Below are 24,720 nucleotides of genomic sequence, written 5' to 3' on the forward strand. Positions count from 1 at the left end.
CCTATCTCCTGTCCTTACTATGCAATACGACCACATAGCCATCTGGGCATGTTACCGAAACTTCCCTATCTATATATTCGTTAGAAGCGTAAACTTTCTTAAAGAAAAAATTCTCCTCTGTCAGTTCATACTTGGCACCGATAATGGTCAACTGGCTATCCCTCACAGGCATAAATGCAAGGTAATCATAGTCCGAACGTGGTTCTAGCTGACTGGTCCCTTCTGGGCAATAGCTAATCAAGTTTTGCCCATCCTCAATCTCTATTTGGCGCATATAGGGTGCTAACTTAGGATTACTGGGTAGAAAAACATTGGCCAACATATGATCGATGCGACCACCTAGGGCACCAAATATGGTCACCTGAGCCTGAGGATTTTTTTCAAAAATCGTTAAAAGTGCTAGTTCCAGATCGGTATCATCTTTTTCTGGCTGGGCTTGGACAAAGTACTGCGAACGTTCTTGAATCAACTGACGCTCTTCTGTAGTCACAGAATCAAAATCCCCAACTGCAAGAGCAAGAGGAAGTTTTTCCTCCAGTACCCAAAGTGAGCCTCGATCCACACCGATAAAGCAGTCAAAATCTGTCCGATAGTGCCCGCGATCTCCACCAGCAAAAACTGCAACTTTAGTCCAGTTGTTTTCGGAGGGCTTGCACTCGTTCATTGACATCTCCCTTAAAAACATAGGATCCTGCTACAAAGACTGTAGCACCAGCTTCTTTGGCTTGAGCAATAGTTTTATCATCAATCCCACCATCAACTTCGATTTCAAAGTTCAAGCCCTTCTCCTCACGAAGTGCCACTAACTCACGAATCTTACCCATAGTTTCAGGTAGAAAGGCTTGTCCACCAAATCCGGGATTAACTGTCATCACCAAGACTTGGTCAACTAGGTGAAGAACATGCTTGATAGCTTCAACAGGTGTTCCAGGGTTAATGACAACAGAAGCCTTTACTCCCAAAGAACGAATCTTTTGGAGGGCACCATGAATATGAGGTGTTGCTTCCACATGGATACTGATGATATCTGCTCCTGCACGCGCAAAGTCTTCTAGATGATGTTCAGGATTTGATACCATTAAGTGGCAGTCAAAGACCATCTTGCTATGAGGACGAAGAGCCTCGACTACACCTGCACCAAAGCTGATCTGAGGTACAAAGTGACCATCCATGATATCGATATGGGCGTATTCTGCCCCAGTTGCTTCTAGGCGTTTGATTTCACGTTCAAAGTTGGCATAATCCGCTGCCAGAATTGACGGAGCAATCTTGTATTGAGACATAGGTTTCTCCTTATTTTGGAATTTTTTTGCTGACTTTTTTATAGGTTTCTCTGCGATTTTCAATCTCACTGAGGAATTGTAGATAGTTGTCGAAACGGAAGTTTGCAATAATGCCCTCTTCTACTGCTGGTTTCACTGCACAAGATGGCTCATGAGTATGCGTACAACTGCGGAACTTGCAGTCTCGGCTTACAGAGGCAATTTCTGGAAAGGCCTGATTAAGGTCTTCTGCTGTTGATACTTCATAATCCAAAGATGAAAATCCTGGTGTGTCTGCGATTTTCCCGCCATTAAGATTGTAAAAACTAACAGCTCGAGTGGTATGACGACCACGGCCTAGACTATCAGAGATTTCTCCCGTCTCTAGATTAAGGTCAGGTGCGATTTTATTAAGAAGGGTTGACTTCCCAACACCTGTCTGCCCCATAAAGACTGTCACCTTGTTTGTCAATAGTGGCAAGAGTTCCTCTTTACTAGTCACAAAATCGTAACCAATAGCACCATAGGTCTGTTCGTAAAAATCCAGTTCTCCCCCATCTTCCAGTAAGTCCATCTTGGAAATATAGACGATAGGATGAATGCCCTTATGCTCTAAAAGAATCAAGAAGCGATCCAACAAGTTGCTATTAAAGTCAGGTTCTTTAACGGACATAATGACAACGGCTTGGTCAATATTGACAATGGGTGGACGAACCAAACTATTTTTTCGTTCATGAATCTTGAGGATATAACCTTCGGAATTTTCCTCCGCAGAAAAATCTACCCAATCTCCAACATAGGGCGTATGGCCTTTTTTACGAAAATTCCCACGCGCGCGTGTCTGATAAACCTGATCATCACTCTCCACATAGTAGAAACCCGCCAAGGCTTTAATGATTTGTCCCTGCATCTTAGAGTCCTTGTCCTTTGAGTGCGTCTGCTAGGCTAGCAAATTCTTCTAAGCCAAGAGCTTCACCACGTACACTTGGGGATAGTCCAGCCTGGTCCAAAGCCTTAGTCAGTTTGTCCTTGACTTCCTCAGTCTTGCCAAAGTAACCTGTCAAGTTGTTCCACAAGGTCTTGCGGCGGTGAGTGAAGCTAGCCTTTGAAACCTTAAAAAAGAAATTCTCATCTTCTACCGCAACCGCTGGCTCTGGACGGCGTACCATTTTTAAGATAGCCGAATCCACATTTGGCGCTGGCACAAAGACCGTACGAGGTACGATAAAGGCAACCTTGGCCGTCATGTAATACTGCACAGCAATAGACAAGCTACCGTATGCCTTGGTATTTGGTTGAGCAGAAATACGATCCGCCACTTCTTTTTGCATCATAACCACAAACTCACTAAAAGGAATGCCACTTTCAATCAAGTGCATGAGAATAGGGGTCGTGATGTAGTAAGGTAAGTTGGCTACTACCTTAATAGGCAGGTCAGGATTTTTAAAATTTTGGATATGCTGCGCCAAATCAACCTTAAGAATATCTTCGTTAACTACGGTCACATTGTCAAAATCACGTAGGGTATCTGCTAGGATTGGCACCAAACGGTGATCAATCTCAAAGGCCATGACTTGAGCTGCACGCTCAGCCAAAAATTCAGTCAAAGCACCAATCCCTGGACCAATTTCAATAACATTGACCTGGTCATTAATCTCAGCCGTATCCACGATTTTTTGAAGGATATTGGTATCGGTCAAGAAATTTTGCCCGAAGGATTTTTTAAAGGTAAAATCGTGACGCTCCAGCACTGCCTTGGTCACGCTATAATCTGCAATTCTCATCTATTCTCTTTTCTAATATTAAAGAACTTTCTAATCTTGAGCTCTTCCTCTTTACTTGTCACTAAGCTTTTGCATGTCTCTAAAAGCTGTTAGACTAACATAAGCACCTGCTTCATAGTATTCCGTTGGGTTTATGGCATAGTCAAAGCCCTCAATCATGCCTCCAGCTTCTTCGATCATCCCATTCCATTTTTCATCAAAGACCATTCTCAGTCGTTTCCAATCGGTAAAGACTGGGACGGAATTTCGTCCATCTTTTCCCTCTCTAACGGGAATATTAAAGTTAGCGTCTTTTTCCAAAACAAAGGAATTTCCTTCTGAATTATCCTCTGGGAATCCTGATGCTGCATCTAATGGAAGCAAGAATTTTGCTTTAGGCATAGCCATAGCGAAGAACTTATAGTAAAGTCCATAAACTAGTTCTTGCTCCTCTGTAGTCGGTTGGTCCATCTGCCCCATCAAGAGCATCCATTTTACCAGGTCAGGATTCATGACAGGCACTTGTATTTCTGGTAAATCAGAAAAATCTGGTTTTTGAACCAAGGCTGAGGCACTGATGCTGACTTCCTTGGAATTAAAGATTGCTCCCATGGCACCGTTTAAGTAAAAGGCTGTCCCAAGGAAATTCTCAATTCCTTTTTTATCTTCCGTATTTTCAATCAATTTTACGACTGAGTTTGGTTGGCTGTCAATGGTTTCCTTGAATTGGCGATACCAAGATGGGGTCAAAAGCATAATCATGGGATCCGTGCAGAGATAGCCCTCGTCTCCCCTGTCATAGGTCGTTGAAAAAAGATAGGGTTCGCCTGTTTTTTCTGAATAAACAGCATAAACAGAATCTGCCGCTAACAATTTGTCCTTGACAATTTCTGCTAGACGTTCCAACTTACGAGTGTTGATTTGATAGCTTTCTTCACTTTCAGTTTCCTGATTTTGACGGCATTTCCATAAAAAGAGACGTAAAATCTCTACGCTGTCATCAAGGCTAGCTGCCAAATAATCCTCATTGGTCAACTGCCCCTCTTGGATGGCTACAAAAGCACGATAAAGAGCATCTGAATAGCTAGATAATTTTTGCTCTTCATCAATGCCTGAACTAAAGAGCACACTTCCCTTTTTCAATTCATCCAAAGAAGGATTCCTATCAACTACTAGATGGGCGAGTACTTGATCCGTTAGACTATCTGCATCTTTGTTTTGACTGCTGAGTTTTTTGACTTCTACAGTACCAAGAGCCTCCATTCCTTGGTCAGGATTGCATAACTGCAACTGATCCCCAACCTTCAGAGTCCCTTCTAAACTCCCAACGATCAATAATTGATTCGTTTCTTTCATTGGGAGAAAGTCCAAAACTCCCACACATGCATTGTTTTTAGACTCTTCTTCCGCTTCAGTCTTTTTCAAATAGTCAAAGATTCCCATTTTTTCTCCTCATTATCTCCACTCAGCACAAATTCTATGGAGTCACTTTTCTAATGCTTCCTACCAAGCCTGATTAAACCGTATATGATTACTTCTATTGTATCATATTCCCTTAGTATTTTGGGGAGGTTTCTCAATTCTCATAAGATTTCATGGCCTCTTCAATTTCAGCCAAGCTGATTCCAAATAACTCTAAACGCTTGAGGAGTTGCTTACCGTTAGAATAGCCAATGCGTAGCTGTTCGCCCAGATACTCTCGGCGTTTTCGGCTATCCGCTCCTGCTAAAAAACCTAGACGAATCAAGTCACTACGGCTAATATCAAAGTCGCTTTCTGCTTCAAACTGCTCGGTGACTTGAGCCAAAGCTGTCTTCAAATCTTCGTAGCTGGCATGTTCGATTCCTAGAGAACGTCCCTTTGTCTTAGACTTAGGCACTGCTTCTTCTCGTTTGAGAAAGGCGTGTTGCACTGTCGGAATGGCCGTCATAATCATCCGACGAATCCGCTCCCCGTTAAAATCAGGATCTGTAAAAACAATCACCCCATGACGCTCATGTAGACGTTGAATTCGTTCAAGATCTTGTTCATTGATAGCCGATCCACGAGTCTCATAGGTCTCCACATCAAAATAACGTTTTAGATTTGCCGTGTCATCACGTCCTTCGACTACGATGACTTGGTAAATTTTCTCTTTCATGATTTACTTTCCAATCCAAAAATGCCTTCTGCATTGGCACTTGTCACAGCCGCTAATTCTTCTGTTGTCATGCCCCGCAAATCTGCAATAAAGTCCACTACATAGCGCGTGTAAGCTGTCTTGTTTTCACGGCCACGTTTGGGAACGGGTGCCAAGTAAGGCGCATCTGTTTCTACCAAAATCTTATCCAAAGGCAACTCTTTGGCTGCTTCCTGAATGTCTGTTGCCTTTTTGAAAGTCACCACTCCAGAAAAGGAAATGGTCATACCTAGCTCCACAAACTTTTCAGCCCATTTCAGAGAACCAGAGAAGGAATGCATGATGCCGCCACGGGGACCGACTCCTTCGCTCTTGATAATCTCATAAGTATCTTCTAGTGCGTCACGGGTGTGAACCATAAAAGGTAAATCCAGTTCCTTAGATAGCTGAATCTGACGACGGAAAAACTTCTCTTGCACTTCTTTAGGTGCTGTCATCCAGTGATAGTCCAAACCAATCTCACCCAAGGCAACAACTTTAGGATGTTTTAGTTTTTCTAGCAAGTAATTCTCAACATCCTCTGTATAGGTCCCTGCCTCTGTCGGATGCCAACCAATAGTCGCATAGAGTTGATCATACTTATCTGCTAGTTCTATGGCCCGCTCAATAGTAGGCTTGTCAAAACCCACGATATTCATCCGAGTTACGCCCATTTCAGCTGCTAAGGCAATTTCTTCTTCCTCGCGTCCCAAAAATTCTTCCACATTCAAGTGGGTATGAGTATCAAAAATCATTTATATTTCCTCGTTTTTTCTACCTTCTATTATACCAAAAAAAGTAGTCTCATCCTTATAGGAAAAAATATTTTGAAATCATTCATTTTTTCTTGACTGCTTATTTTCATAGCAGTATAATAACTCTTGTTGAAATTTTCAAAAAAGGAAAGAAAATGTTTACAAAACTAAAATATACCTTCATTGGTCGTCCCCTTAAATCCTTAACAGAAGGTGAAGGAGGACTTCTTGGAAAAACACAAGCACTCGCAATGCTCTCAAGCGATGCTCTATCATCTATTGCTTATGGACCCGAGCAGGTCGTCCTCGTCTTGGCTAGTCTTTCTCCCCTAGCTATTTGGTGGAGTCTCCCTATTGGTATCTTTGTCCTCTTACTATTAGCTAGCCTGACCATTTCTTATCGACAAATCATCCATGCCTACCCTCAAGGCGGGGGAGCCTATATGGTTACTCGAGAAAACCTATCACCTGAACTAGGTTTGATTGCCGGAGGAAGCCTGCTTGTTGACTACATGCTAACAGTAGCCGTATCTGTGGCTGCAGGTGCAGATGCAATCACTGCTGCACTTCCTGCTCTCCATCCTTACAATCTCTACATCTCCATTTTTCTAGTATTTTTGCTCATGCTTTTAAATCTACGAGGACTAAAGGAATCCGCAAGCTCTCTGATGATCCCTGTCTATCTCTTTATCTTTAGTACGGTCTTCCTCTTATTGTTTGGTATCTTCCAACTATTGACAGGTTCTCTCAGCTATCATGCAACTTCTGCAATTGGTCAAACTGTCCCAAGTCTCTCAATCGTCCTGATTTTAAGAGCCTTTACCAGCGGTTCAGCTTCACTAACAGGGGTTGAAGCTATCTCAAATGCCGTTCCATTTTTCAAAACTCCCAAAGAGAAGAACGCTGCTCAGACACTGACCATCATGTCTCTGATTCTCGGATTTCTATTTGCAGGCATTACCTTCTTAAGCTACTGGATGGGAATTACACCTCAACATGGAGAAACAATCCTTTCACAAATGGCTAAAGGGATTTTAGGGAATTCAGCTCCCGGTCAGATTGTTTATTATCTCTTCCAATTCTCAACTGCCCTAATCCTAGCTGTTGCTGCAAATACTGGTTTTTCTGCCTTTCCAATGTTGGCTTACAATATGGCTAAGAACAAGTACATGCCCCATCTCTTTATGGAAAAGGGTGACCGCTTGGGTTATTCAAACGGTATTTTAACCTTAGCTTTTGGCGCTATAATCCTTCTGCTTATTTTCAACGGAAATACAGAACGCTTGATCCCTCTTTATACTATCGGAGTTTTCGTCCCCTTTGCACTTTCTCAAACAGGTATGATTCGCCACTGGAAAAAAGAAAAAGGCTCTCATTTCTTAAAATCTGCCTTTGCTAACATCCTCGGTGCTATCATTTGTTACGCTATCGTCCTTATTCTACTCTTCTTCAGACTTGGAGATATCTGGCCATTCTTCCCAATCATCCTAGTCCTAACTTTCCTATTTTTGTCCATCCACAGTCATTACCAAAAAGTGGCCAAACAACTTCGACTTTATGAAGGAATTCAAAAGAAAACCTACGATGGCAATGTCGTCCTTGTCCTAGTGGGAAATGTGACTCGAGTCAGCGTCGGAGCGATTAATTACGCTCAAAGCATAGGAAATGAGGTTTTGGCTATGCACATTTCCACCAAGGAAACGGAGGAAAAAGACCAAGAAATCCTCCAAGAATTTGCTGACTACTTCCCAAATATCACTCTAAAAAACATTAATACTAGCTATCGCGATATCATCACACCAACAGTTCGCTATGTTCGAAAAATCTCTCAAGAAGCCAAGAAAAAGAACTACACGGTTACAGTTCTAGTTCCCCAGTTTATCCCTAATAAACCTTGGCAAAATATCCTACACAATCAAATGAGCCTCAAATTAAAATATGCTCTCAGATGGCACGAAGATGTCGTCGTGGCTAGCTACTCTTATCATTTGAAAGAATAAAGAAAGCTCAAAATCAGTGAATTAATCTTCTGATTTTGAGCTTTTTCTAAATGTGATTTTTTCAGGACGTCTTCTAAAATGTTTATTCTAAATCAATAACTTTAGAAAACTCTCTTTTTAAATAAAAGAAAAATCAGTAGGCTCGAGTTCCTACTGACTTCTTTGTTTCATTTGTTTGGATTATGCAGCCAAAACTTTGCGTCCTTTACGACGACGAGCTGCCAATACGCGACGACCGTTTTTAGTTGACATACGGTTACGGAATCCGTGTTTACGCGCACGACGTAGTTTACTTGGTTGATAAGTACGTTTCACGATGAATACCTCCTCATAGATTTTGTATTCGTTTAGCCGGCTATAAAGTGATCAGTTACTAAACATACTTTACTATTCTATATGATTCTGATTCATTTGTCAATAGCCTGGAGCAAATGTTTCCAGCTTTTTCCCATGAAAGCCTTATCTTCGATACTGTCTCAAGAAACGAGTCATCTTTTCTTGGATTTGTGCCAATTCATCCACACGAGGGAGATAAACAATACGGAAGTGGTCTGGTTCTTTCCAGTTAAAGCCACGTCCATGTACCAAGAGCACCTTTTCTTGCTTCAAGAAATCTAGGACAAACTGTTCATCATCGTCGATGCGGTACATATTTCGGTCAATTTTAGGGAAGATATAGAGACCAGCTTTTGGTTTTACAGCTGATAAGCCTGGAATTTCTTGAATAGCCTTGTAGATGAAGTTTCGTTGCTCATAGATGCGACCACCAGGAAGAAGCAGTTCATCAACCGATTGGTGACCACCTAGTGAGGTTTGAACCACCTGTTGGGCAAGTACGTTAGAACAGAGTCGCATGTTAGAGAGCATGTTGAGACCCTCAATGTAGCCTTTTACATGATGTTTAGGTCCAGACAAGACCATCCAACCCACACGGAAACCTGCGATTCGGTGAGATTTTGAAAGACCATTCATGCTAACACAGAAAAGATCTGGAGCCAAACTTGCAACTGGTATATGGACAAGGCCATCCATGACCATACGATCGTAGATTTCATCCGCAAAGATAATCAAGTCATTTTGGCGAGCAATCTCGATAATATCTAGTAAAAGTTCTTTAGGATATAGAGCACCTGTTGGATTATTCGGGTTGATTAAGACAATAGCCTTAGTATTTGAACTAATCTTAGACTTAATATCGTCCAGGTCTGGATACCATTCAGCTTCTTCATCACAGATATAGTGAACAGCATTTCCTCCAGCCAAGCTGACAGCTGCAGTCCATAATGGATAGTCAGGCATTGGTACTAAAACTTCATCACCAGTATCCAAAAGTCCTTGCATAGACATAACTATTAGCTCACTGACACCATTTCCTACATAAATATCTTCCATACCAACATTAGGAATTTTTTTCAATTGGCAGTACTGCATAATAGCCTTACGAGCTGAGAAAATCCCTTTTGAATCCGAATACCCTTCACTATCACGCGCATTCATAATCAAGTCATGAATAACTTCGTCAGGAGCTGTAAAACCAAACTCTGCAGGATTCCCTGTATTTAAACGAAGGATTTTTTCCCCGTTTGCTCGCATACGCATAGCCTCTTCGAGAACTGGACCACGAATATCATATGCTACGTGCTCTAATTTGATGGATTTATTAAATTCTTTCATGTGACTTCCTCTATTCATCAGGATACTTAATATTATACCACTAGATATTGAAATCGTAAATTTCCGAGTTTCAATCCACAAAAAAACCTTGCATAACACAAGGTAAACAGAGCAAAATCGATTCTTTTTCTTTAAATTAGGAGAAGTTAGAGTAAATATGATCCTCTCAAAATAGACAATCTGCATTTAAAGAATACATAAAAACTCCTTTGAATCGATAAGGAAGGCTTCGTAATGGATGATAGTTGCAGGAACTCAGGAATCTCTTCCTGTGCTCAGCAAAACGCAAAGAAAAAATAAGTTGACTCAACAAACAACATAAATGAAGTCTGGGCTAATTCGAGTCTAATTGTAAAGAATTTCTCCATATCTCTGGCTTCTTCCCTGCTCTGATATTTAATATTATACACTAAAATTTTTGCATTTTCAAATAAGCACATATAAAAAGAACTCAATATTTGAGTTCTTTTTATCTACTATTTTGTAATTTCAGCCAACATTTTTTCAATGTGTTGGATTGATTTTTCACGTCCAAGCAAGTAGATGGTATCTGGCAATTCAGGACCATGCATTTCACCTGAAACGGCGATACGGATTGGCATGAAGAGATTTTTCCCTTTGATACCAGTTTCCTTTTGAACTGCTTTGATTTGTGGGAAGATATTTTCTACCACAAACTCATCGTCTGACATGGCTTCAAGTTTTGCCTTAAAGGCTTCAAGTACAGTCGGAACAGTTTCGCCAGCCATGACTTCTCGCTCAGCTTCCGTCAATTCTGGGAAGTCTGAGAAGAAGAGGTCTGTCAATGGAACGATTTCATCAACTGACTTCATTTGTGGTTTGTAGAGTTCCACCAATTTCTCAGCCTTATCTGTCAAACGTCCTGCTTCTTCGAGGAATGGTTTAGCCATTTCAAAGATAGTCTCAAGATCCGCATTCTTGATATATTCATTGCTCATCCAGTCCATTTTCTTTTGGTCGAAGGCTGCTGGAGACTTGCTGAGACGGTTTTCATCAAAGAGTTGAATGAGTTCTTGGCGAGAGAAGATTTCGTCTTCCCCACCAGGATTCCAACCAAGCAGAGCGATAAAGTTAAAGACTGCTTCTGGAAGGTAACCTTTCTTCCGGTAATCTTCGATAAATTGAAGGGTGTTGGTATCACGTTTAGATAACTTCTTACCAGTTTCAGAGTTGATGATCAAGGTCATGTGACCAAATTCTGGTGCTTCCCATCCAAGCGCTTCATAAACCATGAGCTGTTTTGGTGTATTAGCAATGTGGTCATCTCCACGGATGACGTGAGAAATTTGCATATCGTGGTCATCAATCACAACGGCAAAGTTATAAGTTGGGTAGCCATCTTTCTTTTGGATAACCCAGTCACCACCGATATTGCCACCTTCAAATTCGATATCACCTTTGACCATATCGTGCCACTTGTAGATACCTGACTCATTAACAGCCAATCGAACCGTTGGGATGATTCCTGCTGCTTCACGTTCTGCAATGTAAGCTGCTTTTTCTTCTTCGCTCATATCAAGGTATTCGTTGATGTAGCGAGGTGTTTCCCCAGCTGCTTCTTGACGTTCACGTTCCGCTGCCAACTCTTCTTCTGTAACGTAAGATTTGTAGGCTTTTCCTTCAGCTAGCAATTGGTCAATGTATGTTTGATAGAGTTCCAAACGTTCAGACTGGCGGTAGTTTTCATGAGTCTCTGGACTTTCATCCCAGTCCATGCCCAACCAACAAAGGTTTTCAAGCTGAGAACGTTCTCCGTCTTCAACGTGACGCTTGCGGTCTGTGTCTTCAATACGGATGATAAAAGTTCCACCATGGTGGCGTGCATACAAGTAGTTAAACAATGCTGTACGGGCATTTCCGATGTGTAGTAGTCCTGTTGGACTTGGTGCATAACGCACACGAATATCTTTTGACATATCTTCTCCTATAAAGTCTCTAGGCGTCTGCCTTTTTGCTCTCTATATTATATCACAAGTCTTTCCAGAGTCCAATTTCTCTTTTCGAGAAATAGTAAAAAGAGTGGTAAAACCACTCTTTGTTGAATCTATTATAGACGAGCGTTAAGTTCTTTGCTCAATTCTTCAAATCCTGGTTTTCCAAGAAGGGCAAACATGTTACGTTTATATGCTTCAACACCTGGTTGGTCAAATGGGTTGATAGCGTTCAAGTAACCTGAAAGGGCGATTGCCAATTCGAAGAAGTAGATAGTGTAACCAAGAGTGAAGGCATCTTGCTCAGGAAGAGTCACGTACATGTTTGGTACGTCACCGTCAGTGTGAGCAAGAAGAACACCGTCAGTCGCTTTTTTGTTAACGAAGTCAACGTCTTTTCCTTGAAGGTAGCCGAGTCCGTCAAGGTCTTCTTCCAATGTAGGGATGATTACGTTCTTACGTGGTTTGTCAACACGGACAACTGTTTCAAACATGATACGAGTTCCTTCTTGGATAAATTGACCCAATGAGTGCAAGTCTGTTGAGAAGTTAGCTGAAGTTGGGTAAATCCCTTTTTGGTCTTTTCCTTCTGACTCTCCAGCCAATTGTTTCCACCATTCTGAGAAGTATTGAAGTGATGGCTCGTAGTTTACCAAGATTTCAGTTGCATAACCTTTACGGTAAAGGATGTTACGAACAGCTGCATATTGGTAAGCTTCGTTTTCAGAGATTTTATCTGAAGTATAGTCTTTACGAGCTGCGTTCGCACCTTCCATAAGGGCTTTGATATCTGCACCTGATGCAGCGATTGGAAGCAATCCAACTGCTGTCAATACTGAGAAACGTCCACCAATGTCATCTGGAACCACAAATGTTTCCCAACCGTTAGCATCTGCTTCAACCTTAACAGCACCTTTTTGGCGGTCAGTTGTTGCGTAGATACGTTTGTTAGCTTCCTCTTGACCGTATTTCTTAACCAAGAGTTCTTTGAAGACACGGAAAGCGATCGCTGGTTCAGTTGTTGTACCAGATTTAGAAATCACGTTCACTGAGAAATCTTTATCTGAAACATACTCTACCAAGTCAGCAAGGTAAGTAGATGAGATAGAGTTTCCAGCGTATAGGATTTGTGGTGCTTTGCGTTCTTCTTTTGTTTGCAAGTTTGCAAAATGGTGATTCAAGAAGTCAATGGCAGCTTTCGCTCCAAGATATGATCCACCGATACCAATAACCACCAAAACATCGCTGTCTGCTTTGATTTGCTCAGCAGCTTTCAAGATGCGGTCAAATTCTTCGCGGTCGTAGTTTTCAGGAAGGTCCAACCAACCCAAGAAGTCGCTACCAGCACCAGTTCCTTTACGGATCAATTCGTCTGCTGCTGTAACTTGTGCTTGCATGTATTCCACTTCATGTGGTGCAACAAATTTGTCTAATACTTTTGAATAATCAAATTTAATATGTGACATAGTATTCCTCCAAAATTTCTTCTTTTCTATCATAACGCTTACCTTGGATTTTTTCAAGTTTTTATACTGAATTTCCTTAAATTTTATCATAATTCAAACGTTTGCGTAAAATTGTATAAAATTAAAAAACTTGAAGCATCAAACCCTACGAATAAAAAAACGACTAGGATTCTAGTCGTTACAATTCATTCAATAAATACTCAAATAATTCTAAGTTCCCATCTTCTTCGTTGACTAGAAACTCTGGATGCCACTGCAAGCCGATAATACGGTGATCATCGATAGATTCGATTGCTTCAATCGTTTGGTCGCGGGGATCTACTGCTGTTACACGGAAATTTGGAGCCAAGTCTTTAATACTCTGACGATGAACTGAATTAACCTGACTAGTTTTACCAAACAATTTCGACACAAGGCTTCCATCAATCGTTTCAATGGAATGTGACGTTCCAAAAGGAAGCCCCTGCCAGTGTCCTTCAATTTCTTGATTGAGGGTTCCACCAAAGGCAACGTTGACGAGCTGGACACCACGACAAATGGCTAAGATTGGCTTGTTCTGACGTAATGCTTCTTGTAGAAGAGCAAGCTCAAACTCATCACGAACAAGATTATAATCATCACTATCAATGGTTTTTTCCTCACCATAAAACTGAGGATGAACATTTTGTCCTCCAGTTAAGATAAGCTTATCAATCATTTCTACGTAATCATGGACAAGTGACTCATCTCCTACTGGAATGACCAAAGGAAGTCCGCCAACCTGACGAATGCTCTCAGCAAATTTACAAGAGACTGATGAATGAATATTTTTACCTTCTGCGTCCACAGGACATAGATTCGCAGCTACTCCAACAACCGTTCTTGCCATACTGTTTTCCTTTCAATTTCCTTTGATAAATCTATCTTATCACTCCAACTCATTCCTGTCTAATATGTATTTTAAAAGGCTGTGATAGGTTTCTTTTATCAGAAAAAAGTTGCCCTGTTCTAGGACAACCTTCCTTTTATTCAAAGACAAATTGATTATGATACAATTCTGTGTAAAATCCGCCAAGTCTGAGCAATTCCTGGTGATTTCCTTGCTCAATAACTTGACCATCTTTGAGAACGATAATCTGATCCGCATTGAGAATGGTTTTCAAGCGATGGGCAATCACAAAACTAGTTCTTCCTGCTACAATGGCTTCCATAGCATGCTGGATCTTACTTTCTGTTACAGTATCAACGTTTGATGTTGCCTCATCCAAGATTAAGATCTGGGGATCCGTCATTAAAGTTCGAGCGATAGATATTAATTGCTTCTGCCCTGTTGAGAAAACACTTTGATCATCATTGATAAGAGTGTCATACTTTTCTGGCAGGCTTTCAATATAATCATGAATATGTGTAGCTTTCGCCGCAGCTTCTACCATTTCTTGACTGGCATCTGGGACACCAAAGCGAATATTGTCTCGAATGGTTCCGCTAAATAAGACAGAATCCTGTAAAACAATTCCTACCTTACTCCGTAAACTATCTAAATCAAACTCTCGAATATCTGTTCCATCAAAAGTAATACTACCAGCATCTACATCGTAAAATCGGTTGATTAAGTTCATGATGGTCGTTTTCCCAGAACCTGTAGGACCAACTACCGCTATCATTTTACCTTTTGGAGCTGAAATGCTGACATCTTTAAGAATTGGCTTATCTGCTAGGTAGGAGAAGTCTACGTTTCGAATCTCCACACCCTTTCGCAATTCCGTGAAAGCTGGAGCATTTTGAGGGCGGACTTCTTCTTCGGCATCAAACATTTCTTGAATTCGGTCAGCACCTGTAAAGGCGAGCTGCAAACTTCCCCAACTAGCTGCCAACTGGATTATGGGTTGATAATACTGTTGAGAGAACTGAGTAAACATAACAATCAAACCGAGCGCTGTTGAAGCCTCGATATTCGTATCATTAAGTAGAACAGCTGAACCAACAAAAATAACAATAGCTGTATTGACCAAGCTCATCCCGTTCATGACAGGGAATAGGATCCCTGAAAACATTCTACCCTTATAGGTTGCCTTACGGACACGCTCGTTTTGCTCAACAAAACCTGCGATTACATCATCTTGAATACCCTGAACGATAACTGCTTTTTGCCCAGAAATACTTTCATCCATGTATGCATTTAGCTTCCCAACCTCTTTTTGCTGAAGGTTAGTATATTTTCTTGCTAATTTCAAAATGACAATCAACATGAGGATAGCAACTGGAGTGCTGGCAATTGTAATAAAAGCAAGAGTGATATTTTTAGCAAACATGACAATAATCAGTCCAATATAAAGGGCAATATTTGTCATGACTGATACTAAACTTTCATTAAAAGCTTGCTGGATATTATCTAAATCACTAGTGAAACGAGAGAGGATATCTCCATCTTGATGTCGATCAAAGAAAGAGACTGTTAAGCGCGATAGCTTACCAAAAAGTCCCTTACGCATTTCATTTGTCGATCCTGCCATAATATGTGTCATTAAGAGCATATAAATTAAGCTAGAGACTACTAAAACGACTAGGGTATAGGCCAGATTGAGGAGGAGAGCATACAGACTCTGCCAAATGACTTCAGGATTTCCATCTTGATAGGCCACTACTAAATTAGCAAGTTCTGTTACGGTTTGGCCTGCAAAAACTGGAAAGAGAGCTTGTGCGATTGTCGCAACAACAATCATAGTAAAAACAATGATAAAGGAAATCTTGTAAACTTTAAAATAGTTCCAAAAGAATTTAAATGTTTTCATCTAACTCCTCCTTTCCTTTTTGTGTTTCATAAATCTCACGATAGACCGGATTATTGGCAACCAAATCAGCATGTTTCCCTTGACCAATCAAACGACCTTGATCAAGAACCAAGATTTTATCCGCATGAACAACAGAACTAATTTTCTGAGCGATAATAATGGTAGTTGTTCCCTTCAGGTCCTTATTTAGCGCTTCTTGAACCAAGCGTTCTGACTTGGCATCAAGTGCCGAAGTAGAATCATCAAAAATCAAGATTTTAGGATTGCTAACAATTCCACGAGCAATGGACATTCTCTGCTTTTGTCCACCAGAAAAATTGGCTCCTCGTTCTTCTACAGGACTTTCGAATGCTAACTCCATACGGCTGATAAACTCACTGGCTTGAGCAATGCTTGCTGCACGCTCCATTTCTGGGACAGTTGCATCACCTTTTCCTTGTCTGATATTATCAGCGATGGTCCCACTAAAGAGAATAGCCCTTTGTAAGACAATGGATACCGTCTTGCGAAGTGTTCCCTCACTGACTGTTCGAATGTCTTTACCACCAATTTTAATAGAGCCTTGCTGAGGATCAAACAATCGTGGAATTAACTGAGCCAAGGTGGATTTTCCTGCACCAGTTGCACCAACAACTCCAACCATCTCACCAGCAGCAATGTCAAAACTTATATCTTTTAAGATAGGTTCTTTGTCTGTTGGATAGGTAAAGGTTACATTTTCAAAACTCAGACTTGCTTCTAACTCTTCGTCATCGACATCTTCAAAAGTCATGGCTGGCTCTGTATCCAAGATTTCTCGGATACGACGTAACGAAATCATAGCACGGCTAACTGTATTCCCTAAAAATCCAAACATGACGATGGTAAAAATAATCTGACTCAAGTAATTAACAAAAGTGGCAATGGAACCAACCACTGATGGGTCGGTCTCCACCATACCAGCAACAAACCAAATTGATAAAAAGACTGCTCCGTATGAAATTAACATCATTGCAGGCTGCATAACGGAGAATGCATATCCAATATAAATGTTTTCTCCTAACAATTCATCTGATACTTGGGTAAACTTATCAAACTGGTCTTTTTCCTGGACAAAGGATTTAACCACTCGTACTCCACGAAGGTTTTCCTTAGCAATGGCATTGATACGCTCTAACAGTTTTTGAAACTTAGCAAATCGTGGGAAAATCATCCTCATCATCATACCCATCATGAGAATAATCAATAGAACCATAAGAACTAGTACCCACCATAATGATGGCAGTGTCAGAATGGCTAATATAAAGGATCCGATAAATAAAATTGGCAATCTAAATAAGATTTGGAAGGTCATCATGACAACGTTTTGGATTTGATTGATATCGTTAGTCATTCGAACGACAAGATTCCCTGCATTAAACTTCTCTATGTTGGCATATGAAAATGTTTGAATCTTACGAAAGGCATCTTCCCGTAAATCAGATGAAACCCCCTGGGCAATGTAAGCTGCTAGTACGACGTTAATTCCACCTGCTACCAGACCAATTAGAGCTACAAGAATCAGCCAAAATCCGAGACTATAGATTGCTTCATTATCTCCTATTAATAATGCCTCTAAAACATCCCTCAAGTAGCGAGGCTGTAAGAGAGAACTCGTTACCATTAAAGCAGTCATAGCTAGCGAAGCCATTGCCTGCCATTTATATGCTTTTATTTTCTTAAACAGCATATCTCCTCCTAATAAAATAGATAAAAGGGAACGACAACTTGTCATCCCTTCTTATACTTTCATGTTGACGATATTCTAGCAAAAATGAAAACTCTTGTCAAAACACTCAACCGTCCACTGTAAGTGCTCGTGTAACAATTGATTTTATTGCTCTGAACAGTCAACTTCTTCTAACTTGGCTCTACCAATCTCACGATAGCTACGATCACCAACAACCTTGACTGTAAATTGGCCGTTTTCATACTCAAGTAAGGTAACACTACCATTATCAAGACCATGTGGCTGCATTCCATTGATTAGATATACGATGGTTCCAATAGTCATTCCATGACTCACAACAAGGGCATTCCCTCCGCCTTGTGCTTCCATTTCCTTGGCAATAGCTTCAAAACCTTCACGGATACGGCCACTTAGCTTTTCCCAGCCTTCAGCCCATCCTGCAGTATCAACCTCGACTAAGCCTTCTGCAAGTTCTGCATAAGACAAGTGGTGAACATGATCAACGTTGAAAATACGAGGAATAATTCCCATAAAGAGTTCTCCATCATATGCCCCATCAAAGCTACCAAAGCACCACTCACGGATACGCTTATCCATTCGATAAGGAATTCGTCCGGTCAATCCAAGCTCCTCAAGAATAATTCCCATAGTCTGGATTGTCCGTCCTGAGTCACTTGAATAAGCGCGTTCGAAAGTTAATCCTGACTCACGCAAGCCAATTCCCAACTCATGAATTCCACGTTCTCCCTCAGCAGTTAAAGGCGAATCACTCCAGCCCTGAGCACGCCCAATCGTATTAAACATTGTTTTACCATGACGCACTAGATACAATTTTACACTTGCCATTTTCCGTCCTCCATATGTATCTATTATAGCATGATTTAAAGCAAAATCCTTATCTAAAGCCCTAGTATCAAACCTTTACAGTTTCAACTCCAATCTGATACTTTTATCTCAAAAATAAAAAAGCCGAAAATATTCGACTTTTAAATCCCATTTCATATTCTAAATACTAGAGAACCCACTTGAGAATTGTTCAATTCTTTCCTTCATGTGAAGTTCCTCTATTTCTTTTTTTCAAGACTATTTCATTTTGTTTGTCTTCTTTCTTTTGACTTTTTTCTTCTGCTTTTTTCAAAGGTGGAAAGTGAAATTCATAATTATTTTTATCTGTAGTAACCCTTGCTACAAATCCTTTTTCTTCATTGTGATACATTACTTTCCCCATATTGAATGACTGATTCCCACTATCAAAAATAGCTTTTTCATAAGTTCTTTTTGCCATGGCAAAGGCAAGGAGTTTTTCTTTATTTAGCGCATAATCCTGATAATGTGCCAGCTGTCGATTGAGATAAAATTGGAACAAGAGACTAAAAATACTCGCAATAGTAATAGCATAAAGGAGCACTCCTGCTTTAACTTTTTTCTTTTTCCACACGATAGATAAATTCCCTCTCTAGTCCCTTATCAAAATGAAAATGGAAATGAACAACTTGACCTTCTTGGTAAATACGGGCGGATTTAAGACCATAGACCATGGGTTGATAGCCACGTCCACTAGCATCTGTTTTCCGAAAATCATCTGATTTAGACTTTCCTATAGAGATAGGCCTCCCATTTTGCTTAAGGTAAAGCCTATCATTCTCCACTTTTTCAAATGAAGATTGATGCAATTCAGCTTCCAGCTGATCTACGAATAGAAGCCATTCTTTTTGCTCGCTTCGCTGTTGATAGCGAACTTCTGAAACCAATAGTTGACTCATGGCTTGAAAGAGGAGCAAACTCCCACTAACAACAAGAAGGGCAACCAGAGATTCTAAAAGGGTAAAAGCCCTAACTCTACTTGTCTTGAATCGCCAGTAGTTTTTCAGCTCCATGATACACCTCCAACCCCTTCTCACTTGAGTCCATATTAATAGTAACTCCATTTAAAGTTAGTTTCTTTTGTCCTGTCTGCAATGCCATTCGAGCCACTCGCAAAACTTCTTCCTGTTTTAGAAGTTCTGCTTCTCTTTTTCTACCTTCTTGAATCTGTCCCAATAAAAGCGTTGCGATACTAGCAAAAATTGCCATTGAAATGACAGCTTCCCATAAAATGAAAGCTTTAATTGTTTGTTTCCTGAATGCGTTTAATCTTTCCATTTCCTAAATATAATTGGTAGCGAACTACTTCTTTCTTGGTACGAAATCGGACACTGGCTAGAGAAGAATTCCCCCCAGACTTATCAAAAGTGATTGATTTATTGGATTCTAGTAGAATTCCTTTAGGCAGCATCAGTCTTTGATAATCGTTTCGAACACTATTTTCTTCTAAAATCAGATTAAGTTTTTTCTGACTAGCTAGACTTCGCTTCTGAGTTTCTCGATAAAGTTCCTCAAACTCCATAAAGAAAATCTGCTCCTCTACAGCCTCAAAAGTGGACTGAACTGAACTTGATAAACCCAAGGCTAACAGGCTAACCATCCCTAATACCAATAGACTTTCTAGCATGGTAAAAGCCTTAATCCGCAACTGTTTGATTTGTATTTTGTTTTGCATGGTATTCTTTGTAGGCTTTTGCCTGCTCAGCAGTGATACGTCCATCTGCCTGTAATTTGCTTAGACTAGCATCTTCATTTTTATCCAGACTATAGAGTTCTGCTTGACTTTCTACCACCTTAACTACTGCAGCTTTCCCCTTATCATTCACTGCATCCTTTTGCTTAGTCAGATTTGGCACAAACAGTAAGAGTAGAACGCTAATGATAAGAAGGACCACTAACATTTCGACCAGTGTGAAAGCTTTTGCCTTGGCTTCTTTTAATTTCATCATCATTTTTTTCATCTACAAATTCACCTCCATATTTTGATACATTGGCAGCAACATGGCTGCGTACAATAAAACGATTAGTAGGGCTACAAAAATAAAGACCAGTGGTTGAACGAGGTTCATGGTCCGATTGACTCGGGCAAAGAAGGATTCCCAGGTTTTTTCCGCATAGATCTCCAATTCGCTTCCCAACTTGGATTTAATCTCTCCATATTCAATAATTAATCCCAACTCCCTTCTAAAGAAAGGATAGTTCTGAACAACCTTAGAAAACTCATTCCCATCTTGTAAGGACTGCTCTAAATCAAAACCAATCTCCCTAAAAAGTGGATTGCCTTGTTCTTGCATCATCTGAAAAATCTGCGTGAGCTCTAAACCTTGAGATATCATATTCCCCCATTCACGAGCATAATAGGCAGTTAGATAATACTGAACAAACACACCTAAAAAGGGGATTCTAGCCAGATAAGAAAAGACTTGTATCTTCTTAGATTTCCTGTAAAAAATCAGCCCTGTTAAAGATACAAGTCCCAAAGTTAGTGCAAGTCCTAGAAAAATCTGTGGTAGGTTACTAATCACTAAGGTAGCTATGTTACTACTATCCAGTTGAGGCAGGAGATAATTCCGCAAGCCCAACATAATAAGCAGTAAGAAAGCTAGTAAAATAACTGGATAGGTCGCAACTTCAATTAACTTCTTCTTAACTTTTGCAAGATTATCTAGATATTCTTCGATTTTCCCTAAACTCAGATGGAGATTTCCGTGTAGCTCAGCCAGCGAAAGCTGCGTGACAATCGAACTCGAAAAACCTAGATTATCCATCATTTCCGAAAAAGATCTTCCCTGGGCAAGTCCTGTATGCATGAGGGAGACATAATCTTTTTCTAACAAGAGGCTCCTCTCTAGGAAGGAAATAATCTCTACTAGGTGAAAACCACTAGAGAAGAGATTGTTAAAAAGTGCTATAATCTTCTTTTGTTTACTTGTAGCTAATCTTTTCTGTTTCAGCTTGAAGGGCAGTGATATGTCCTTCTTGAAGAAGCCGGTCAATTTGCTCATTCCAATTGTTTGCTTGGTGTTCTTGATAATTTTGGTTTGCAAAATCAATAATTCCTCCTCCCCCAACTAGTCTCTGGTAACAAACACCTTGTAAAACAACTGCTAGTTCTTCCTCGCTAACTCCTAATTCTAGGAGACGTTCATAAACTCCTCGAATACTCTTGGCATGGATAGTCGAAAATACTGTAGCACCTGTCAAACTAGCCCTAACAACTGCTCGAGCTGTTTCACTATCCCGAATTTCACCTATAATTAAGAGATCTGGCCGATGACGAAGGGATAATTTAATCAGGTTTTCATAACTAAGGCCAATAGCTTCATTGAGTTGTAATTGAAGCATCTCTTCCTGTTTAATTTCAACTGGATCCTCAATGGACATGACCTGCTGTCCTTTAAATAAAGACTTGGCTAATTCATGCATTAGAGTTGTTTTACCACTCCCCACCGGACCAGCAAAGAGATAAAGTCCACGTTGCCTAAATCCCTTCTCCAATTCCTTAAGTTCCTGAAACCAAAAACGTAAGTCCTGCTCCTCATCATGTAGGAGACGGATGACTAAACTCTCATGCCCCCGATAATCTCCCACTGTTGATAAGCGAAGAGAAGTTACCTTCTCATCGTGATGATAATCACAGGAACCAAGCTGACTTCGACGTTTTTCCCCGACATTCATACCTGCCGTAAATTTAAAATGACTAATGACAGCACCTAACTTATCAAAGTCAAAAGAGTCAATCAAACACCTTTTATCACCAATTCGCATATGTACCTCATACGCCCTATCTTTGGGAACGAAATAGATATCCTGGGCCCCTTTTTTCTTTGCAAGAGTAATTAATTCTTGCGCAAGTTTTTGTACCATATCTTCCTCCTCATTCTTATTATTCGAAGAAAATATAAAAAAAGAACAACTTCTTTAAAAAGTTGTTCATCCTTTTTTAATATGACAAGTTCTGTGGGCTTCAAGACCTGTTTGTTTCTCATATCCAGGTCGAAATTTTTCATCCGGAATAACTTGACCATCCTCTAATAAGACTATCGAATGGTATTGTTGAAGAAATTCATCACATTCCTCACACCATCTTTTATCGCCTGGATCCCAGAAAATAGTCATCAAATCGCCTCGGCTCTTATATAGAGGAATTCTTTCTTCCAAATCAAACCAACAAGATTTATAAAATTTTAAAGCAGCATAGTAATTATCAAATCGCCGACTAGCGATAATGTCCTCTTCCCAGCCTTCCATAAACCACCAAGGCTCAAAATCCCCATACATTTCTATTACTCGATACATAACATTACTTCCTTTTAACGTATATTATATCTAATTTTGGCAAACATTGAAAGAATTTTGCTTATTTTCACGAATAGTCTGACATTTCCATAATAAAAAATACATGTATTTAAAAGCAAAAAAATCTTAAAGGATTCTCTCTTTTCTCTAAAAAAATTAAAACAGAAACTGGTTTACAGTTTCTGTTTATTCTTATGCTTGATAACGTTTCTCGCCATCTAAATAGGTTGCCACCAGTTCCAGATCTTTATCGAGAACAATGAAGTCAGCATCATAACCTTCTCGAATTTGACCACACACATCATCAATATTTACTGATTTAGCCGGGTTAAGGCTAGCCATCATAACAGCTTCATGTGGATTAGCAATTCCCCATTCAACTACATTTTTCAAGCCATCTTTCAACTTAAGAATAGAGCCTGCCAAGTTCCCAGAAGATTTCAAACGGGCTGTACCATTAGAAACTACAACTGGAAATTCTCCAAGCATGTAGTCTCCATCTTGCAAACCACCTGCAGTCATACAGTCAGTAATTAGAGCAATATTTTCAGTACCTTTTTGTTTGAGTAGAATTTCGCAAGCCTTCGGATCAACATGATGACCGTCACAGATGAGCTCTGCATAAGTATGAGGAAGTTGATACATAGCGCCAACCATTCCTAATTCACGATGTGTTAGACCACGCATACCATTATAAGCATGAACCCAAACACTCGCTCCTGCATCAACAGCTTTCTTGGCCTCATCAAATGTAGCATTCGAGTGCCCAAGAGCAACAGTTACACCTTCTCCAGTTATAGTACGAACAAAATCTTCTACGCCATCACGTTCAGGTGCCAAAGCAATTTTATTTAGAAGACCATTAGCAGCCTTCTGCCAAGCTCGAAACTCATCCATACGTGGATCTTTCATATAAGCAGGATTTTGAGCACCTTTAAATTCTTCTGTAAAATATGGTCCTTCAAAATAGATTCCACGGATCTTAGCTCCACTGGCCTCCTGGTAACGTTCCCCAATATTTTCAGTCACCGCAAGTAATTGTTCGTAAGAAGAAGTAAGTGTAGTTGGTAAGAAACTCGTAACACCAGTAGAAAGGAGACCCTCACTCATAGTATGAAGTGTGCCTTCAATATTATTATCCATAACATCGACTCCACCAAATCCATGAATATGAGTATCTACAAGACCCGGAGCAATACTGTATCCAGAATAATCGATAACATCTACTTCATTAGGTAACTTATCAACATGTTTACCAAACTTACCATCAATAAGCTCTAAATAACCACCACGGCGAATGCCATGTGGATAGAAGAATTGATCAGCTTTAACATACTTAGGCATAATACTAACCCCCTTTTAAAAATGATACTTCGTTTATTATGTCAATTACATTATAAACCTTTCTATAGCATTTGTAAATGGTCTAGACCTATTTGAAGTAAAAAATTATAAAAAAAGACAAGGTTCTAAAACCTTGTCTTTCAAACTATACCGGCGGCCGGGGTCGAACCGGCACGTCCTTGCGGACACTGGATTTTGAGTCCAGCGCGTCTGCCAATTCCGCCACGCCGGCAAAGTATAACTGGGGTAGCTGGATTCGAACCAACGCATGAGGGAGTCAAAGTCCCTTGCCTTACCGCTTGGCTATACCCCAATAATATAAATAGGCGAGTGAGGGGAATCGAACCCCCGAATGTCAGAGCCACAATCTGATGTGTTAACCACTTCACCACACCCGCCATAATCATACTTAACACGGGCAGTAGGAATTGAACCCACACTGAAGGTTTTGGAGACCTTAGTTCTACCTTTAAACTATGCCCGTTACTATGGAAGGGGAGGGATTCGAACCCCCGAACCCGAAGGAGCGGATTTACAGTCCGCCGCGTTTAGCCTCTTCGCTACCCTTCCAAATAATAAAAATGGCGCGAGACGGAATCGAACCGCCGACACATGGAGCTTCAATCCATTGCTCTACCAACTGAGCTACCGAGCCAATATTGCGGGAGCAGGATTTGAACCTACGACCTTCGGGTTATGAGCCC

At 40.4% G+C, this 24,720-nt stretch carries 25 protein-coding genes and 6 tRNA genes; 1 reads left to right on the forward strand and 30 read right to left on the reverse strand.

What is annotated here, in order from left to right:
- Position 1: 1 nt before the first annotated feature.
- From QM847_RS05205 to QM847_RS05235, 7 genes are all read right to left on the reverse strand, one after another.
- Complete coding sequence (locus QM847_RS05205; protein ID WP_414354313.1) at positions 2-664, reverse strand: thiamine diphosphokinase; 663 nt, start codon at positions 662-664, stop codon at positions 2-4.
- Positions 627-1,283 carry a ribulose-phosphate 3-epimerase gene (rpe, locus tag QM847_RS05210; protein ID WP_414354315.1) on the reverse strand — a complete coding sequence of 219 codons (657 nt, stop codon included), beginning with the start codon at positions 1,281-1,283 and terminating at the stop codon, positions 627-629. Before rpe ends, QM847_RS05205 begins: the two co-directional genes overlap by 38 nt.
- A 10-nt stretch (positions 1,284-1,293) precedes the next feature.
- Entirely contained in the window at positions 1,294-2,172 is an 879-nt protein-coding gene (rsgA, locus tag QM847_RS05215; RefSeq protein WP_414354317.1) for a ribosome small subunit-dependent GTPase A, read from the reverse strand.
- A gap of 1 nt (position 2,173) precedes the next feature.
- Entirely contained in the window at positions 2,174-3,046 is an 873-nt protein-coding gene (gene rsmA / locus QM847_RS05220; protein WP_414354319.1) for a 16S rRNA (adenine(1518)-N(6)/adenine(1519)-N(6))-dimethyltransferase RsmA, read from the reverse strand.
- 51 nt (positions 3,047-3,097) lie between these two features.
- Positions 3,098-4,468 (reverse strand): SseB family protein, encoded by a 1,371-nt coding sequence (locus tag QM847_RS05225; protein WP_414354321.1) that lies wholly within the window; start codon positions 4,466-4,468, stop codon positions 3,098-3,100.
- A 133-nt stretch (positions 4,469-4,601) separates the two neighbouring features.
- Positions 4,602-5,165 (reverse strand): ribonuclease M5, encoded by a 564-nt coding sequence (rnmV, locus tag QM847_RS05230; RefSeq protein ID WP_414354322.1) that lies wholly within the window; start codon positions 5,163-5,165, stop codon positions 4,602-4,604.
- Positions 5,162-5,938, reverse strand: coding sequence for a TatD family hydrolase (locus QM847_RS05235; protein ID WP_414354324.1), 777 nt, complete (start codon positions 5,936-5,938; stop codon positions 5,162-5,164). The genes rnmV and QM847_RS05235 overlap by 4 nt, the downstream gene beginning before the upstream one ends.
- 155 nt (positions 5,939-6,093) lie before the next feature.
- Here QM847_RS05235 and QM847_RS05240 point away from each other — a divergent pair, with 155 nt between their 5' ends.
- A complete protein-coding gene (locus QM847_RS05240) occupies positions 6,094-7,938 on the forward strand; it encodes an APC family permease (protein WP_414354326.1) in 1,845 nt (614 codons plus the stop codon).
- 180 nt (positions 7,939-8,118) lie between these two features.
- Here the strand turns inward: QM847_RS05240 and rpmH are convergent, their stop codons facing one another.
- The 23 genes from rpmH to QM847_RS05355 form a co-directional block, all read right to left on the reverse strand.
- On the reverse strand, positions 8,119-8,253 hold the full coding sequence (gene rpmH, locus QM847_RS05245) for a 50S ribosomal protein L34 (RefSeq protein ID WP_000831905.1): 135 nt from the start codon (positions 8,251-8,253) through the stop codon (positions 8,119-8,121).
- Between the two features lie 144 nt (positions 8,254-8,397).
- Complete coding sequence (locus QM847_RS05250; RefSeq protein ID WP_414354327.1) at positions 8,398-9,612, reverse strand: pyridoxal phosphate-dependent aminotransferase; 1,215 nt, start codon at positions 9,610-9,612, stop codon at positions 8,398-8,400.
- A gap of 476 nt (positions 9,613-10,088) precedes the next feature.
- The gene (gene gltX / locus QM847_RS05255; RefSeq protein WP_414354329.1) at positions 10,089-11,549 is read right to left on the reverse strand and encodes a glutamate--tRNA ligase; all 1,461 of its coding nucleotides are present in this window, start codon (positions 11,547-11,549) and stop codon (positions 10,089-10,091) included.
- 131 nt (positions 11,550-11,680) lie between these two features.
- Positions 11,681-13,030 (reverse strand): glucose-6-phosphate isomerase, encoded by a 1,350-nt coding sequence (locus QM847_RS05260; RefSeq protein WP_004251578.1) that lies wholly within the window; start codon positions 13,028-13,030, stop codon positions 11,681-11,683.
- A gap of 178 nt (positions 13,031-13,208) precedes the next feature.
- Positions 13,209-13,898, reverse strand: a complete 690-nt coding sequence (locus QM847_RS05265) for a gamma-glutamyl-gamma-aminobutyrate hydrolase family protein (RefSeq protein ID WP_414354331.1) — start codon at positions 13,896-13,898, stop codon at positions 13,209-13,211.
- A gap of 136 nt (positions 13,899-14,034) precedes the next feature.
- Positions 14,035-15,801, reverse strand: a complete 1,767-nt coding sequence (locus QM847_RS05270; protein WP_414354333.1) for an ABC transporter ATP-binding protein — start codon at positions 15,799-15,801, stop codon at positions 14,035-14,037.
- A complete protein-coding gene (locus QM847_RS05275) occupies positions 15,788-17,509 on the reverse strand; it encodes an ABC transporter ATP-binding protein (protein WP_414354334.1) in 1,722 nt (573 codons plus the stop codon). Before QM847_RS05275 ends, QM847_RS05270 begins: the two co-directional genes overlap by 14 nt.
- 144 nt (positions 17,510-17,653) lie before the next feature.
- Complete coding sequence (locus QM847_RS05280; RefSeq protein WP_414354336.1) at positions 17,654-18,355, reverse strand: histidine phosphatase family protein; 702 nt, start codon at positions 18,353-18,355, stop codon at positions 17,654-17,656.
- 190 nt (positions 18,356-18,545) lie between these two features.
- On the reverse strand, positions 18,546-18,947 hold the full coding sequence (gene comGG, locus QM847_RS05285; protein ID WP_414354337.1) for a competence type IV pilus minor pilin ComGG: 402 nt from the start codon (positions 18,945-18,947) through the stop codon (positions 18,546-18,548).
- Positions 18,925-19,386 (reverse strand): competence type IV pilus minor pilin ComGF, encoded by a 462-nt coding sequence (comGF, locus tag QM847_RS05290; RefSeq protein ID WP_414354339.1) that lies wholly within the window; start codon positions 19,384-19,386, stop codon positions 18,925-18,927. The genes comGG and comGF overlap by 23 nt, the downstream gene beginning before the upstream one ends.
- Complete coding sequence (gene comGE / locus QM847_RS05295; protein WP_414354341.1) at positions 19,349-19,651, reverse strand: competence type IV pilus minor pilin ComGE; 303 nt, start codon at positions 19,649-19,651, stop codon at positions 19,349-19,351. The genes comGF and comGE overlap by 38 nt, the downstream gene beginning before the upstream one ends.
- Positions 19,614-20,048, reverse strand: coding sequence for a competence type IV pilus minor pilin ComGD (gene comGD, locus QM847_RS05300; RefSeq protein ID WP_414354343.1), 435 nt, complete (start codon positions 20,046-20,048; stop codon positions 19,614-19,616). Before comGD ends, comGE begins: the two co-directional genes overlap by 38 nt.
- Entirely contained in the window at positions 20,011-20,334 is a 324-nt protein-coding gene (gene comGC, locus QM847_RS05305; protein ID WP_414354345.1) for a competence type IV pilus major pilin ComGC, read from the reverse strand. Before comGC ends, comGD begins: the two co-directional genes overlap by 38 nt.
- The gene (comGB, locus tag QM847_RS05310; protein WP_414354362.1) at positions 20,335-21,378 is read right to left on the reverse strand and encodes a competence type IV pilus assembly protein ComGB; all 1,044 of its coding nucleotides are present in this window, start codon (positions 21,376-21,378) and stop codon (positions 20,335-20,337) included.
- The gene (gene comGA, locus QM847_RS05315; protein ID WP_414354347.1) at positions 21,299-22,240 is read right to left on the reverse strand and encodes a competence type IV pilus ATPase ComGA; all 942 of its coding nucleotides are present in this window, start codon (positions 22,238-22,240) and stop codon (positions 21,299-21,301) included. The genes comGB and comGA overlap by 80 nt, the downstream gene beginning before the upstream one ends.
- Positions 22,241-22,306: 66 nt before the next feature.
- Complete coding sequence (locus tag QM847_RS05320; protein WP_414354349.1) at positions 22,307-22,672, reverse strand: DUF1033 family protein; 366 nt, start codon at positions 22,670-22,672, stop codon at positions 22,307-22,309.
- Positions 22,673-22,864: 192 nt separating this feature from the next.
- The gene (gene nagA / locus QM847_RS05325; RefSeq protein WP_414354351.1) at positions 22,865-24,016 is read right to left on the reverse strand and encodes an N-acetylglucosamine-6-phosphate deacetylase; all 1,152 of its coding nucleotides are present in this window, start codon (positions 24,014-24,016) and stop codon (positions 22,865-22,867) included.
- Positions 24,017-24,164: 148 nt separating this feature from the next.
- Positions 24,165-24,248: transfer RNA gene (locus tag QM847_RS05330), tRNA-Leu, on the reverse strand.
- A gap of 9 nt (positions 24,249-24,257) precedes the next feature.
- A tRNA-Gln gene (locus QM847_RS05335) sits at positions 24,258-24,329 on the reverse strand.
- Between the two features lie 12 nt (positions 24,330-24,341).
- Positions 24,342-24,414 (reverse strand) — tRNA-His (locus QM847_RS05340).
- A 15-nt stretch (positions 24,415-24,429) separates the two neighbouring features.
- Positions 24,430-24,500, reverse strand: a tRNA-Trp gene (locus QM847_RS05345).
- 5 nt (positions 24,501-24,505) lie between these two features.
- Positions 24,506-24,586, reverse strand: a tRNA-Tyr gene (locus QM847_RS05350).
- A gap of 12 nt (positions 24,587-24,598) precedes the next feature.
- A tRNA-Phe gene (locus QM847_RS05355) sits at positions 24,599-24,671 on the reverse strand.
- Between the last annotated feature and the right edge of the window lie 49 nt (positions 24,672-24,720).

Source organism: Streptococcus timonensis (genome assembly GCF_047463455.1).
In the GTDB taxonomy this organism is placed as follows: Bacteria; Bacillota; Bacilli; order Lactobacillales; family Streptococcaceae; genus Streptococcus; species Streptococcus timonensis_B.

Bases quoted from the DNA above. Each gene is read 5' to 3' on its own strand.
- rpe (WP_414354315.1), bottom strand. From the start codon at position 1,283: ATGTCTCAATACAAGATTGCTCCGTCAATTCTGGCAGCGGATTATGCC.
- comGA (WP_414354347.1), bottom strand. From the start codon at position 22,240: ATGGTACAAAAACTTGCGCAAGAATTAATTACTCTTGCAAAGAAAAAA.
- QM847_RS05280 (WP_414354336.1), bottom strand. From the start codon at position 18,355: ATGGCAAGTGTAAAATTGTATCTAGTGCGTCATGGTAAAACAATGTTT.
- rnmV (WP_414354322.1), bottom strand. From the start codon at position 5,165: ATGAAAGAGAAAATTTACCAAGTCATCGTAGTCGAAGGACGTGATGAC.
- QM847_RS05240 (WP_414354326.1), top strand. From the start codon at position 6,094: ATGTTTACAAAACTAAAATATACCTTCATTGGTCGTCCCCTTAAATCC.
- QM847_RS05250 (WP_414354327.1), bottom strand. From the start codon at position 9,612: ATGAAAGAATTTAATAAATCCATCAAATTAGAGCACGTAGCATATGAT.
- QM847_RS05265 (WP_414354331.1), bottom strand. From the start codon at position 13,898: ATGGCAAGAACGGTTGTTGGAGTAGCTGCGAATCTATGTCCTGTGGAC.
- QM847_RS05225 (WP_414354321.1), bottom strand. From the start codon at position 4,468: ATGGGAATCTTTGACTATTTGAAAAAGACTGAAGCGGAAGAAGAGTCT.
- QM847_RS05275 (WP_414354334.1), bottom strand. From the start codon at position 17,509: ATGCTGTTTAAGAAAATAAAAGCATATAAATGGCAGGCAATGGCTTCG.
- QM847_RS05270 (WP_414354333.1), bottom strand. From the start codon at position 15,801: ATGAAAACATTTAAATTCTTTTGGAACTATTTTAAAGTTTACAAGATT.
- nagA (WP_414354351.1), bottom strand. From the start codon at position 24,016: ATGCCTAAGTATGTTAAAGCTGATCAATTCTTCTATCCACATGGCATT.
- comGB (WP_414354362.1), bottom strand. From the start codon at position 21,378: ATGAGCAAATTGACCGGCTTCTTCAAGAAGGACATATCACTGCCCTTC.
- QM847_RS05235 (WP_414354324.1), bottom strand. From the start codon at position 5,938: ATGATTTTTGATACTCATACCCACTTGAATGTGGAAGAATTTTTGGGA.
- QM847_RS05205 (WP_414354313.1), bottom strand. From the start codon at position 664: ATGAACGAGTGCAAGCCCTCCGAAAACAACTGGACTAAAGTTGCAGTT.
- gltX (WP_414354329.1), bottom strand. From the start codon at position 11,549: ATGTCAAAAGATATTCGTGTGCGTTATGCACCAAGTCCAACAGGACTA.
- comGC (WP_414354345.1), bottom strand. From the start codon at position 20,334: ATGAAAAAAATGATGATGAAATTAAAAGAAGCCAAGGCAAAAGCTTTC.
- QM847_RS05320 (WP_414354349.1), bottom strand. From the start codon at position 22,672: ATGTATCGAGTAATAGAAATGTATGGGGATTTTGAGCCTTGGTGGTTT.
- rsgA (WP_414354317.1), bottom strand. From the start codon at position 2,172: ATGCAGGGACAAATCATTAAAGCCTTGGCGGGTTTCTACTATGTGGAG.
- QM847_RS05260 (WP_004251578.1), bottom strand. From the start codon at position 13,030: ATGTCACATATTAAATTTGATTATTCAAAAGTATTAGACAAATTTGTT.
- rsmA (WP_414354319.1), bottom strand. From the start codon at position 3,046: ATGAGAATTGCAGATTATAGCGTGACCAAGGCAGTGCTGGAGCGTCAC.
- comGE (WP_414354341.1), bottom strand. From the start codon at position 19,651: ATGGAAAGATTAAACGCATTCAGGAAACAAACAATTAAAGCTTTCATT.
- comGF (WP_414354339.1), bottom strand. From the start codon at position 19,386: ATGGAGCTGAAAAACTACTGGCGATTCAAGACAAGTAGAGTTAGGGCT.
- comGD (WP_414354343.1), bottom strand. From the start codon at position 20,048: ATGCAAAACAAAATACAAATCAAACAGTTGCGGATTAAGGCTTTTACC.